8 protein-coding genes are annotated in these 13,851 nt (G+C 56.4%); 5 read left to right on the top strand and 3 right to left on the bottom strand.

The genetic code is table 11. The annotated features are described in order from the left end of the window. Positions 1–795: 795 nt before the first annotated feature. Positions 796–3,681 carry a winged helix-turn-helix domain-containing protein gene (locus tag IVB50_RS41645; protein WP_247300496.1) on the bottom strand — a complete coding sequence of 962 codons (2,886 nt, stop codon included), beginning with the start codon at positions 3,679–3,681 and terminating at the stop codon, positions 796–798. Between the two features lie 325 nt (positions 3,682–4,006). Beyond that, positions 4,007–4,747, bottom strand: a complete 741-nt coding sequence (locus tag IVB50_RS41640) for an SDR family oxidoreductase (RefSeq protein WP_247300494.1) — start codon at positions 4,745–4,747, stop codon at positions 4,007–4,009. A 754-nt stretch (positions 4,748–5,501) separates the two neighbouring features. Here IVB50_RS41640 and IVB50_RS41635 point away from each other — a divergent pair. The 5 genes from IVB50_RS41635 to IVB50_RS41615 all read left to right on the top strand — a co-directional run bounded on the left by IVB50_RS41635 (position 5,502) and on the right by IVB50_RS41615 (position 12,230). Continuing rightward, on the top strand, positions 5,502–8,360 hold the full coding sequence (locus IVB50_RS41635) for a winged helix-turn-helix domain-containing protein (protein WP_247300487.1): 2,859 nt from the start codon (positions 5,502–5,504) through the stop codon (positions 8,358–8,360). Positions 8,361–8,546: 186 nt separating this feature from the next. Continuing rightward, a complete protein-coding gene (locus tag IVB50_RS41630; RefSeq protein ID WP_247300486.1) occupies positions 8,547–8,891 on the top strand; it encodes a nuclear transport factor 2 family protein in 345 nt (114 codons plus the stop codon). Positions 8,892–9,045: 154 nt separating this feature from the next. Further along, the gene (locus IVB50_RS41625) at positions 9,046–9,879 is read left to right on the top strand and encodes a HAMP domain-containing sensor histidine kinase (RefSeq protein WP_247300483.1); all 834 of its coding nucleotides are present in this window, start codon (positions 9,046–9,048) and stop codon (positions 9,877–9,879) included. 250 nt (positions 9,880–10,129) lie between these two features. Continuing rightward, on the top strand, positions 10,130–11,224 hold the full coding sequence (locus IVB50_RS41620) for a LysR family transcriptional regulator (protein ID WP_247300481.1): 1,095 nt from the start codon (positions 10,130–10,132) through the stop codon (positions 11,222–11,224). 250 nt (positions 11,225–11,474) lie between these two features. Further along, positions 11,475–12,230, top strand: a complete 756-nt coding sequence (locus IVB50_RS41615) for a hypothetical protein (RefSeq protein ID WP_247300607.1) — start codon at positions 11,475–11,477, stop codon at positions 12,228–12,230. A gap of 279 nt (positions 12,231–12,509) precedes the next feature. On the opposite strand, the gene IVB50_RS41610 is transcribed toward IVB50_RS41615, so the two are convergent. Then, the gene (locus IVB50_RS41610; RefSeq protein WP_247300479.1) at positions 12,510–13,730 is read right to left on the bottom strand and encodes an ABC transporter substrate-binding protein; all 1,221 of its coding nucleotides are present in this window, start codon (positions 13,728–13,730) and stop codon (positions 12,510–12,512) included. Between the last annotated feature and the right edge of the window lie 121 nt (positions 13,731–13,851).

Here is a 13,851-nt window from a genome sequence, read left to right as displayed (position 1 = left end):
GCGACGAATTCGCATCGTGCACAGGTCCTTTGAAAGCGACGCCAAATGCAACTCTTGTGCGGCCGTGAGCCTTGGCGGTAGTCAATCATGGTGCATCGCTTCACTTGGAGACGCTTTGTCTGACTACCAGGGTTCGCCTGAACACTTTCCCATTGCGGCGTGACCGTCGGTTTTGCGGCGGATAGTGCAATTTGGCGCCGTCGGGAAGTGAAACTACGTCAGCTTACAGATGAAGGTGCTTCAGGTATATGTCACATACCCTGTTGGACTCTGCTGCTGGGTTGACTTCGATTGTTTGAGGAAACCGGCAAACAGGCGTTGTGTCGGTGTTCGTCAAGTGTGGCTCGAGACACTTGCCGAATAGCCACTCTCCGGGCTCGCACCGACTCTCGAGGCTCAATCCACCTTGCAGTTAGGTGCTGGGCAATCTTGCGGGAGCTTGCCGCAGGGCGGCTCGTGCTCGCTCTGCACCACCCGGCTGGTGCTAAGACAAGAGAGAGGCAACGGCGATCACTTCGATAGAATGGAGCTCGCCGGCAAAGCATCCGGCTGCTATCATCCGCGTCTGCTTAGGCTACGGCATGTCGAGCACTCATTAGAAGCTCACCGCCTCGCAACTTCAGCGGCCAGCGCAGCATCAAGGCGCCAACACCCGAATGAAAACAGCGGAACACCTATCGCCACAGCGCGGTCGAATTTAGTGTCTCCCGGCGAGCAAGGCCAAGTCTGTTATGTAGCAATGTTCGATGCGGGGATACTTACCCGCACTGCGATCCTATCGCCGATGATGTGGAGCTAGAGTGAACGAATCCCACTCCGAATCGTGTTGAATGATTGAATTAGTTCCCTTGCCTCCACGAGATCCCTCGTTTCGAAGCCTTCCGTGAACAAGGATAACGTGTGCACTAGCAGTTCGGTCGCCTCCTCCAGGCGATCGGTTTTCCGCCAGTGGCGCGCAAGTGAATTTGCGGCGCGCAATTGCCAGCCAAGCGCGCCGTCCGTTTGGGCTTGAGCGATCGCCTTGCGATAAACCGCCTCAACCTCCTCGTTAGCGCCGGGTCGGTTGGCCAAGATGTCGCCTTGTGTACGCAGTAGTTCAGGCAGCAAGTACGTGGGAGAGACAGCTTCCGCTCTATAGACAAGATCGCAAATGGCCTTCTCCGCCTCATCTAGGTGACCCATGCGAGCAAGACCTTCGGCATACGCTCGTAGCGTCGGCACAAGCATAATATTCAGTTGCTCAGCTCGAAGCGACTCGAGCACAGACCTGATCACGGAAACGCCCGCTTCGGTCCGGCCTCTCGCCAACAAAAGCTCGCCTTTAAGCGCCACGCCGCCCGTTCTATAAGGCTTCAACTGATGTTTGTTTGCGACTTCGATCACCGTTTCGATCAGCCCCTCGGCCCATTCCAACTCCCGCAACCACAGCACAGCGACGGTCGTGTAGAGATAAGTGATACAGAGCGAAACAGGATGCCCTTGTGCGACAGATGCATCGAGCGTTTGCATCGCAAACTCGCGCGCCTTATCTGGCATACCACAGAGCCAGGACGTCCAGACGCGCCCGATCGCCCCCCTCGCTTTATTATCGAAACCGAAATAGTAGACCTTGCCGATCTCAAGTCGCTCTGCCCGAGCAAGTCCTCGCTCAAGTAGCTGTTTTCCGAGCTGCTGATGACCTATGAGGTTATGAGTCGAACCTAGCATCCAGTCCGACGCGGAGAGCTCGACAGGATCTTGGGATGTGTCGGCTAACTGGGCAAATCGCTCCGCCGCCCGTAGCGCTCCGCGGTAGTCCGTGCGCCGGGTCAGAAAAAGATTGTAGCCAGCGAGCAAGTGTAGCTCGGATTCCCGATCATGCAGCTCCACGGCCATTTTCAATGCCCGACTGATCGCGTCACCTACACGCTCGTCGTTTGCCATAGAATACATACAGCAGAGCGCCAGGGATTCCTGCAGCCTCAATGCTCTCATCGAGGCTCCCTCGTTGTCACTGAGATGCCCTACCGCTATTTCGCACCATCTGAGACACTCCTTTAACATCGATAGGTCCAACAGCATGCGAGAAGCGTAGGCGGCCAGATCGATGCCAAGTTCAATATTCCCGATATTGGAGAAACACCATTCTAGCGCAGACCGGACGTTGCCGACATGCAGCCCGAACTTCAGGCCTTTCTTTCCTCCGACGTGGCGCGTTCCGGCATTCGGTCCGGCCAGGCAATCAACGCAGAAACGAGCGTGCCGCCTGATCACTTCCTGACGTTCACCACTTTGTGCCAATTTCATTTCGGCATAGAATCGCGTGACATCCGGGATCCGATACATGTTTGTATCGTCGAACTGCAGCACCCTGATCAAAGACTTGTCGGTGAGTTCCTCAACTGCGCGTGCGACCACCCAATGGTCGTCCACGCTGTCGCTGGCCAGTGCTTGGGCGGCTTGAATCGTAAACGGTCCGATCAAGACGGATAGTCGGGTCAGAACGCGGCGTTCCACGTCCGAGAGCAGTCGAAAGCTCCAGTCAAGGGTTGCTTCGAGAGTGCGGTGCCTGGTTTCATGCCGGCGGCCGGGCCAGCTCAAAACACCCCGTCCACGAAGTCCTTCCAAGAGGCCCTTAAAGCCATACGTGACTAATCGGCTCCCTGCGAGTTCAAGGGCAAGAGGATTGCCGTCGAGACGCCGACAGATTTCGGCCACGGCGCTGGCGTGATGATCGTCCAATTCGCCCACGTAGCCGCTGGTCGCCGCGCGCTTCATAAAGAGCTCGACGGCACCAGCAGAGAGCGCCTCCACAGCGGTCAGGTGCTCGCTTTCGGTGGGGAGGCTGAGCGGCTCGATGAAATAGACCGTTTCTCCGTCTGCACGCAAAGATTCCCGACTTGTCGCAATCAGATGCAGCTGCCTCACATGTTGAAAGAGCGTCGCGGCAACGTCAGCCACAACGTCAATGACGTGTTCGCAGCAATCAATGATGACCAGCATGCGCCGCTCTGCCAAGAAAGCGGCGAGCCCAGATAGTAGGTCACCGGAATGTACTGTGTAGCCCAAGGAAACAGCAATAGTTGGCAAGACGAGATCGGCTGCCGTTAGAGAACCTAGATCTACATAGCAGATCTCGTTCTTGAACTCGTTTGCCAGCAGATAGCCTAGCTCAACAGCCAGAGTTGTTTTCCCAATGCCGCCTGGCCCGACAATGGTTACAAACCGGCAGGCCAACGTCTGGGAAAAGAGAGCGACGAGCGCGTCATTGCGACCTACAACGTGATGGGGCCGGCTCGGCAGACTCCCCTTCGGTGGGGCGATCTTAGTTGCTCCTGACGCCTCCGATTGACTTACGAATTCCACGGGCGCGACGAACACATATCCTCGCCCTTGCACATTCATTACGTAGGGCGCGCCTTCTCCCGAACCTAATGCGCGACGAAGATCGCTCATTTGGACACGAAGATTTGCCTCATCGATGATAAGGCCAGGCCACACGTGCTCAAGTATCTGCCGCCGGCTGACCACCTCACCTCGGTGGCGCAACAGCAAAGTAAGAATGTCGAAAGCACGACTTCCAAGCTCAACGGGCGCTTGTCCCGCAAGGAGAATCCGCTTTGAGGGAATGAGACAATACGGTCCGAAGCGAATTGCTTCACATTCGTCCGCTAGTTCTAGAGAGGCGATCTCACGGCTCATCACTGCGCCCACGTGTGATCAGCGAGTATAGCCGGCCGGGCGTCCTGATGCATCCGCTCGGGTTAAACGGTCCCCGCCTGATGAATGCCAGCAGCCTAACCAATCTGCTGACTTGGCGTAGCCCGACTTTAGCAGAAGCCAATAGGCGGTAACATTCAACCTTCAACGATGATATTTTGGGAGCTTTTGTTTTTCCTCCTGTTCTTCATTGCAGATCAATCGAAAGCTGAAGGACGAGCCGCGCCTGGCATTGACGGCTCGGCAAACGCTTTAGCGAACGCCATCTGGCGACGTCATCGCCATTGGCGTTTCCCTCGGGTTTCACTCAAAGGATCCCGCCGTTCGCACGTATGACCTGCCCGTTGATCCAACTTCCATCAGGCCCGACGAGAAAGGCGACGACGGCTGCTATCTCTGCCGGTTGCCCGAGTCGCTCCAAGGGCGCGAGTTTGGCCAATTGATCGATTAGGCTCGGAGGTTTTCCGTTGAGAAATAGCTTGGTCGCGGTTGGCCCCGGAGCAACGGCATTGACTCTGATGTCACGGCCGCGAAGCTCTTTGGCAAGCACACGCGTCATCGTCTCCACGGCAGCTTTGGTAGCGGCGTAAACGGCATACGTTGGATGATAAAGACCAACTTGGCTGGAGGAAACACTGATGATCCGGCCGCCATGCCTCATCCTCCGGGCCGCCTCGCGAAGAGTATTGAAGGTTCCCTTGAAATTCGCTGCGACAAGACTTTCAAAGATATTATCATCCGTCTCTGCTAGTGTCGACAGACGCATGATACCAGCATTGTTGACCAGTACGTCGACACCGCCGAAGGCAACATCGGCCATCTCGAACATTCTTTCTACTGCGCCCGGCTGAGTGACGTCGGCCTTAGCCGTGATTGCACGACCTCCGGCGCTCTCGATTTTTTCAGCAAGCGCGTCGGCCTCGTTGGCGCTGCCCAAATAGTTGATCACAACACCGAAACCATCACTAGCAAGTCTTTCAGCGATCGCGGCGCCGATGCCGCGGCCGGCACCGGTAACGATGGCGGCCCGTTGATCTGCACAGGACATTCACCCTCTCCTCTTGGCCTATGGTGCGTCTCCATGATGCAAGTTCGCCCGTTGAGTAGGCTCGATTTCCCGTTAGCCCCGACTAGCCAGCCCGCGAACATATCAAACGACACGAGCTCAGACGCAGTGATGCTAAGCATACCTCGATCGGATCCGGCTTCGCCTGTCAGCTGGTGTAAAAGACTGCAAATTGTCGCAGCATGACGCCGCCCTGGATGATTGCAGAGACTAAAAGGCTTGAACTAAGGGTCGCTACTCCGTGCCTCGATGCGCAGACCTTGGATCCGAGTAGAGCAACTCCGGCCATTTGCTTTTAATCGGGCCGCTGATCTGGACCTTACTCAACCACGCCGGGTCATCTGCTGATTTCCAGAATACCGGGTTGCACTGCGTCGGCCAGGCGATCTGACCGTCATCAGTGGGCACGCGTAGCCGATGGTGCTGGGGAAGATTAAAGTCTATACTTCGTCACAGCGGCCTCCTAAGAATGACTTTAGAGGCGGCATTGCTATACTAGGCCAGCTCACGATGCGAGTGACGGTTGTGCACTCGCATCTTGTCGATCATGCACAGCGCGTAATCCCTGCTGACGCTTGGAGAGGTACGACGTAAACTGTCCGACTGGCGAGCCTCCCCGCCGCCGGTTGAAGGCACGCCTGCACGGACCTCATTTGGCCGCACTGCAGCAGGGAACATTGACGGGCCGACATAATAATCCGCCGCCAGATTCTTTGACCGGCCAGGATACCTGCCCATGCCCCATGCGGGTAACCGATCTGACGATGATATCCTCGTCTTTGGCCCCTTCAGATTATTTATGGCCAAAAGAGAGCTGAAGCACGGCGACACGCCAATTGCTATCGGCAGCCGAGCGATTGATCTCCTAATCGCATTGGTTGCGAGGGCTGGTCAGGTAGTCAGCCATCGAGATTTGATGGCGCAGGTTTGGCCTGGCGTCACTGTGGAAGAAGCCAATCTGCGCGTACATATTGCCGCGCTTCGCAGAGCGCTCGGAGACACTGGCACTAACAGCCGCTACATCTCCAACGTGACCGGCAGGGGATACACCTTTGTCGCACCGGTCGAGCGCTTCTACACGGAGAGGGCGCCTTCTCAGGCCGACGTGGTCCCCGCGGCAGTGCACAGCAATGCGCTGCCAGCACGCGTGGTGCAGCCGGTGGGGCGTGATGAAACGGTTCGCACTTTGCTGGCGCAACTGACAATGTGGCGCTTCATAAGCATCGTGGGGCCCGGTGGCGTGGGCAAAACGACGGTCGCACTTACTGTCGCACAAGCGTCGGTGCAAGGGTTTAGTGGGGCGGTCTTCTTCGTCGATTTCAGCTCAGTTACAGATCCGAGGTTAGTCCCGGGGGCGGTCGCATCTTCGCTCGGCTGTACATTGCATTCTCACGATCCATTTCCATCGCTCCTGGGGTGGCTGAAAGACAAGCGGGCTCTTCTCGTCCTCGACAATTGCGAGTCGGTAGTAAGGGCCGCAGCAGAGCTGGCGCAGCGAGTCATAGGCGCGGCACCACAAGTCCATATCCTTGTAACCAGCCGTGAGGCTTTAAGAGCCGAAGGCGAGCATGTGCACATTTTGAGCTCGCTCGACTGTCCGCCGGAGAAGCCCGATTTAACCGCGGAAGAAGCGCTTCGTTATCCGGCCACGCAGCTGTTTATGGACCGAGCGGCAGCAGCCGGGCATAGAGCGAAACTGGCTGACGCCGACGCGGCAGTCGTGGCGAGCATATGTCGCAGGCTGGATGGCATCGCGCTTGCGATCGAGCTCGCCGCCAGTCGCGTCGGAACACATGGAATTCGGGGAACAGGAGGACTTCTGGACAATCGTTTTGGGTTAGCTTGGAAAGGACGTCGGACCGCTCTGCCGAGGCACCAAACCCTTACGTCGATGCTCGATTGGAGCTACAGATTGCTCTCGGCACGCGAAAAGCTGATCCTCTGCAGGCTGTCCGTTTTTGTCGGGGCATTCACTGCCGAGGCGGCCTGTGAAGTGGCTGCTGATGGCGACAGGAAAGATGAAAGCATAGTCAATGACCTCGCGGGGCTACTCGCGAAGTCATTGCTGTCGGCGATGTCCACTGGGGGCGCGACATACTACCGATTACTGGATATTACACGCTCTTACGCTTCAACAAAGCTTGAGGAGCGCGGCGAGACGGATATTGTTTGCAGGAAGCACGCCATGAGCTTCTGCCGACTTCTCGAGCATGACGCAATATTGCAGTCGGAAGGAGAGCATGATCTTTCTGCCTATAAGCCGCTCGTCGGCAACATTCGAGCGGCCCTTGGCTGGGCTCTGTCAGACCGAGGAGAGCCCGCCGTCGGAGTGAAACTGGCGGTCTCCGCAGTACCTTTGCTGATCGGCTTATCCTTGCTCAGCGAATGCGGCGAGTGTTGTGCGAGGGCCCTCGCCCTCCTACCCGAAGAGGATCGAGGCAGCAGGGCCGAGATGGTCCTCCAAGAGGCGCTGTCGTACTCTTCGATGTTCACGAAGGGCAACAGCGACGAGGTTCGCGCCGCTCTCGATCGTGGGCTCGCGCTCGCCGAGAAATTCAAGGATGCCAACCGTCAACTTCACTTCTTGTCCGGATTGAACGCATTTCTCTACAGAACCGGCGATTTTCGCAGTGCCTTAGCGGTGGCAGGGCGCGCAAAGGCCGTCGCAGAACTTGCTAACGAGAGCGCCGGGATGGTCACGGCAGAGTGGATGCTGGGCATCGCTCACCATTGCGTCGGGGACCAGGCGGAAGCAGAACGACATTGTCAGGCTGGCATGATCAGGGCCGTCGAACTCTCCGTTTTCAATCCGAGATTTTTCCGGTACGACCATCGCATTCGGGCCCTCGTCGGATTGGCAGGCGCATTGTGGCTGCGGGGATATCCGAGAAGAGCCCTCAGGACGGCACAGGAAGCCATCGACGAAGCAGCTGTCCGAAATCGACCTGTGTCCGTCTGCATGTCTCTCTACACCGCCCAGGCTTTCTTCAGAGCCGGGGCATTGGAGCGCGCACGCGAGTTGGCCGAGAGACTGATCGAATACGCCGCACGGTTTGCACTGGACCCGTTTCGCGCGGTTGGCATCGGTCTAAAGGCGGAGTTCGAGATCGCGAGCGGGGATGTACATGCCGGAGTTGGAAGGCTTCGAGAAGCAATTCGACTCCTCCAATCAGAACAGCACAATGTTCTCTATACAATATTTTGCGGTGCTCTTTCCGAGGGTCTACAAAACATAGGGGAATATGACGAGGCGCTAATCGTTGCCAATACAGCGATCGATGAGGCGATCACATCCGGAGCGGCACTAGAACTAGCCGAGCTACTTCGACTAAAGGCTAATGTTTTGGCCACCGGCACCCCAGCAAACAGGGCTGCTGCCCTAGAGGTACTCGATCAATCGCTCCGCGTCGCTCGTGAACAGAGCGCGCTGGCGTACGAGTTGCGCTCGGCGACGACCCTTGCGCGTCTACTCTCGAAGGAAGGGCAGCGCCTCCGAGCCAAACAGGTGCTTTCTCCCATTTATGGCCGCTTTACGGAGGGGTTCGACACGCCCGATCTTGTGTCCGCGAATGTGGTTTTGAAAGGCTTGGAGTAAGAATCGAAGACTGGTACCTCGCCCCTCCTTGCCTGCGCCCACAGAGCTAATCATTGCCAATTTTCACTTTTTTACACCATACAACGGGCCCTATCCGACTGAATCGGGCATGATTTTGCAGTGCGTCGAAGAGCAACGAACCTTAAAATTATGAGCCCTCGGTCTTACAGAAGCGGAACCGTTGCATTGCATCCGCCAGTTGCGACCTTCGTTGAGGCAGTAAACACCTTTGACCTCGAATGGCTGTTGGCGACATTTGCAGACGACGCCCTCGTAAACGATCAGTTACGCGAATACTCGGGAGCGACAGCTATACGGCAGTGGGCTGCAAGAGACGTCATAGGCGAGCGACTCACCATGGCGGTCACTAATGTCGTAGAGCGACATTACAACCTGTCCGTTACCGCGAACGTCGATGGAAATTTTGACAAGCGCGGCTTGCCCGATCCTTTGGTGGTTAGCTTCTACTTCTCCACCTGCAATGATCTCATCGTTCAATTGATTATACTGCGCAAGCTAGGTGACATCTGACGCGTCGGCAGCCTGCTGCCCCTTTGCTTGCTGGGCTTACCGAGGGACGAAAATTTACAGCGTCTTAGAACGCTTAACTCGCCATCGCGGTCGACTGGCGCGATTATGTCCAAAGCACAAAGGTTTTCCATTCCTATCAGCAGAGGGAACAGCCATGCGCGATGTGACAGACGTGATCGTACGAGAGGAACGCACCTCCGGCTTGAAAGTCCCTGATGCCACTCCGCAACAGGAAATTTGGACGGTCCAGCCGCAGCCACACCGTTGCTCAAACTTTGAATCAGTCCTGCTTGCCATTGCTGGGCACGATCTGCGCCAGCCGTTGCAAGTTGTTCAAAGCGCTCACGAGCTTCTCGGGATGGGAATTCGAACGAGTTCGGAACTAAGGCACCTTCGAACGGGCCAAGATGCAATTGACCGTCTGAAAGGACAATTGGCGCAGCTGCAGACAGCCTTGCGGATCCGAGAGCACACAAAAGGGGTAGACTTAAGCCTTCTCTGCCTCAACCCAATTTTGAAGCAAGCTTGCCGCGACAACGAGGAGGCGGCTCTTCGTAAGGGCATTTGCCTCCGCATGGTTCCAACCGACCAGAGCATCATGAGCGACGGACTGCTGCTAGGGGCTGCCCTAGGCAACCTGGTGAGCAATGCAGTCAAATATACCCAACCCGGGGGGCGCATACTCGTCGGCTGTAGGCGCTCCGGTTCCAATCTTCGGATCGACATCTATGACACAGGAATCGGGATTCGCAGGGATCAGATGCCGAAGATTTTCGGTGCATTCACTCGCCTTGATACGCCAGGAATTGATGGGCTTGGCATCGGGCTCTTTATCGTACGGCACGCCCTCGCTGTACTCGGGCACCGAATAGAGGTCGCGTCGAGTCCTTCGCGGGGATCTCGCTTCTCCATTTTTGCACCTTTGCAGAAAAACGGCCACTTCGAGCAGTCTGCACGCACACGACAGTTTAAGCGAAAAACGATGTAGAACAATGAAGGTTCGTGGCCAGCCAAGAAGCGTCCGGGCGCACACGCCAGTGTCTGCCTCTTGTGCACGGAAGGTACCTGCGCGCCGCGACTACAATGTCGCTCCGGCTTAGCTTGTTCTCCTACAACGCTGGAGCCGCCCAGGCGCGCCGTTAGGCTCCGGGTTCTCGAGGCTGTCATGCGACTGCATTGTGGTCTGTCCTTCGGAGTCAAGTGAAACGTAGAAATATGTTCAACTTCGGGGTATGCATATGACTATAACGATCAACAAACTCGACCTTAACTTGCTGCGCGTCTTCGATGCAGTCATGGAAGAACGGAGTGTTCTGCGGGCCAGCCAGAGGGTTTGCCTTAGCCAGTCCGCTGTTAGCCATGCTCTCGCTCGACTAAGGCAAATGCTCGAGGACGAGTTGTTCATTCGCACACCGACCGGAATGCAACCGACTGCGCGCGCCCTCGAAATGGCGCCGCTGGTTCGTGAGGCATGGCAGTCGCTGGAAAAGGCGATCGGTCCCGCAAAATTCGACCCAGCCAATTCAAACAGGCGCTTCACAATTGCCGTAAGCGACTTCGTCGCCACTGTTATGGTGCCGAACTTGCTCGACCTCATCAGGCATGAGGCGCCGCAAATCGATCTGGTCATCCGATCGGATAGCAGGATAGATCTCGCCGAGCAGATCGACCTAGGTCAGATAGACTGCGCCATTGGCACCTTTTCTGAGTTACCTACTCGCTTCCGATCGAGCTCGCTTTTTGACTACGACGATGTTCTGATGGTGAGTTCTTCGCGCAAGCTCGGCAAGCTGACTCCTGATGTGCTCTCCGGCCTCTCTGTTGCAGTTGTTTCATTACACGGACAACACGAAGGGCTTGTTGATGGATTCGTATGCGAGCGGGGACTGACACGACGATCCGAGATGTACGACCGAGGCGCGTTCGAAGACGCCTTTTCAGCAGTGCCGCACGGTCCGCGCAAAACAATCTTGCTGCCGCACTTCCTTGCCTTGCCCAAGCTACTTGAACAGACGGATGTGACGGCCATTGTACCCAGACCACTTGCTAAGTCACTGGCTTCGACGCACGCCTTATCAGTACGCGAACTGCCATACAAAACTCCCACCGTGGAGGTCAGTGTGTTGTGGCACGAGCGCACTATCAGAGAGCCATCGCAAGAGTGGTTGCGCAACATACTAAAGCGAGCCAGTGAGCCGCTGCGCACCAATTCGATTCAGTCCAATGGTGTTGCTGGTGCCCGAGCGAAGGCTTTCCAGTCCACACCAAATTCTGCCCCGCGGCTGGTTACCTCGAAAGCAGTCGCTCTCGGCGAAAGCTCGGTGGGCTTGTGAGTCACAGTAGATCCTTCTTCTAAGTCTAACCGACCTCCCAGCTCGGGACGAACGTTCCATGGACATTCTCCGGGATTTTTTGGCAAGTAAGCCGCTAGTGCGTTCGGCGACGGTGATTGGCCTACTCCTTGGCCTTACGGCGGCAACACACTACTCCAGCGCAGAACAAGCATCGACTTCGATTCGCCAGTCGATCGCGTCCGCCATTCCTGACGTTCCCGCTTCTGTCTTCGAGCAACGCAAGTTGCCGATGCGATTTACTTGGGTCGAGTGCCGAGCAGATTGCCGAGGATGGATCACTGCCGATGGCATCGTCACCGCTGACACGCCCCATGAATTCGAGGCGTTTGCACGTGAGCACGATGTAGTCGGTGCAACCGTCGTGCTGAATTCCAGCGGCGGTTCTGTGAACGACACGATTGCGCTGGGACGACGCTGGCGCGACCTCGCCATGCGGACGACGGTGGGGGTCAGCCTAGAAGCGACCGGAGGTCAGGCCTACATTGCACCTCAGGCATATTGCGAATCCATGTGTGCATTCCTGCTGCTCGCCGGTAAACTGCGCTACGTGCCGGATGCCGCCCATGTCAAGCTACATCAGATATGGATAGGTGATCGAGCGCACGACGCTGCTGCGGGAAGCTACAGCGCTCAGGAAATCACAATCATTGAACGAGATATCGGCCGGCTCGCAAAATACACGTTTGACATGGGTGGCGACGGCGAACTGCTTTCTCTTTCGATGAGCGTACCGCCCTGGGCAGAACTTCATGAAGTATCTCCTGCAGAATTGCGTTTGACAAACCTAGTGACAGCTCGGTCCGCTGCCGAAGTATTCGCGCCGAAGTCAGGCCTTTCTTTCCTGACTGGGAGCAAAGCAGGATCATTTGGCCTTCCGCTTGCTCACGTCGAAGGTACTTTCGAGTCACCGTTGCCCCAAACACATGCAGAAGGCAATCGAGCAGCAGGTGCCTCCGGCGCCTTCGAGACGGCGGCCAAGCGTTGAGGTCTTCTCGAAGTAAAAGGTGATTTATCGACAGGCACCTGTTCGCGGCCTCTGGCCTTGAGCCGACGTGATCGGGGGACACGGAGATTGACGACGCTCCGCATGGGCCCTGAGTATGACAGCTGGCAGCATGCACCGAGGGAAGGAGCGAAAATCGGCCGGAATCCCGGTGCGACCGGGACAGGCTAAATCAGAGGCGGCGAGCCTAATTCCTCGTCGCCTCTGATCAAAAACATTCGAGACGCCCCTTGCCGAACTCTTACACGTTTGCCAGCGATGTCAGTTCTGGGGCGAGGCGTTCATGACCTCACCAAACAGCGTAAAAGACGATTTGCCGTCGAACCGTTGCAACTGAAGTGACTCAATGGGATAGAAATCGGTGGCGCTCGTATGGAGCTTTACGCCGGGCAACAGCATCGGAATATGAACATCAAGCTTCAGCGTCTGCTCCATTACATTTTCCCGCGTCAGGTCGTCACCACACTGCTCAATCAGCTTCACCAACGACGCGCCCAGGAGATATCCTGCTAGATTGAAGGTATCCGACGTGCTGGCGCCCGACCGGAATCTGGTCATAAAGGCCAGATAGTCTCGATACTCGGTGTCGCCCGCCCACTGCGGATCACTTGGATCCTTGAAGTAAGTCGAAGAGATAAGACCCTCTGCTTTTTCCGGCCCCGCTGGTACCATCACTCCAGCAACCGAAGCCGACGCATACGAAAGAAACTGCTGGGGTTTCCAGCCGATATCGTGCGCCACCCGAATAGATTGCGCCGCGAATTTCGACGTCGAAGCATTGATCAGGATATCTGCGCCGCTCGCCTTTAGTATTCCAATCTGGGAGTCGACAGTTGGTTCCGATAGCTCATAGCTTTGCACCGCAACGAGCATTGACTTGGCCTTTTCGCCAAGCTCCTTCTGAACTCCGCGAACGTAATCTCTTCCCAAGTCGTCATTCTGATAGAAGATCGCGATTCTCGCATTTGGCACGTGTTGGAGAATGTATTGAGTGTAAATTCGGGCTTCGGCTTCGAACGTGGGTAGCCAACCAATTGTCCATGGATAGTTGGCTCGATCACCAAATGTGGCTAGTCCGCTGGCAGCGAATACCGTCGGCACTTTATTGGCGTTCAGGTATTTCCGAATAGCCAAGTTAGACGGCGTTCCCAAGGGCGAGGCGATAAAGAATACTTGGTCCTGCTCAACTAAGCGACGAATCTGTTCCACAGCTTTGGGCGGGCTATAGGCATCATCGAGTGACAGCAGGCTAAGGCGTCTTCCTCGTATGCCTCCATGTTCGTTGATCATGCTGAAGTAAGCGGCCATGGTCAGACCTACGGCACCAAACGCGGAGGCCGGCCCGCTGTACGGCATCGTTTGTCCAAGCTTAATTTCGGTGTCCGACACACCCGGGCCGTATTGCTTGGCGGCTCGCGCCCCCACCAGCGGCCATCCTGCCGCCGCTCCGCCGAGAAGGCTGATGAATTCGCGTCGTTTCATAATATTTACGCGAGCAGGAGTTGCCTCTACGGCAGATACTAGCACTCCCCTTTTTAGGAAGCACCAGCACCACACCAAGTTTGTCGGTTCCACATAGGGAACACCACGGCTAATCGCCGGA

Source organism: Bradyrhizobium sp. 87 (genome assembly GCF_023073015.1).
In the GTDB taxonomy this organism is placed as follows: Bacteria; Pseudomonadota; Alphaproteobacteria; order Rhizobiales; family Xanthobacteraceae; genus Bradyrhizobium; species Bradyrhizobium canariense_D.
This window is presented reverse-complemented; position numbering and strand designations above follow the sequence as displayed.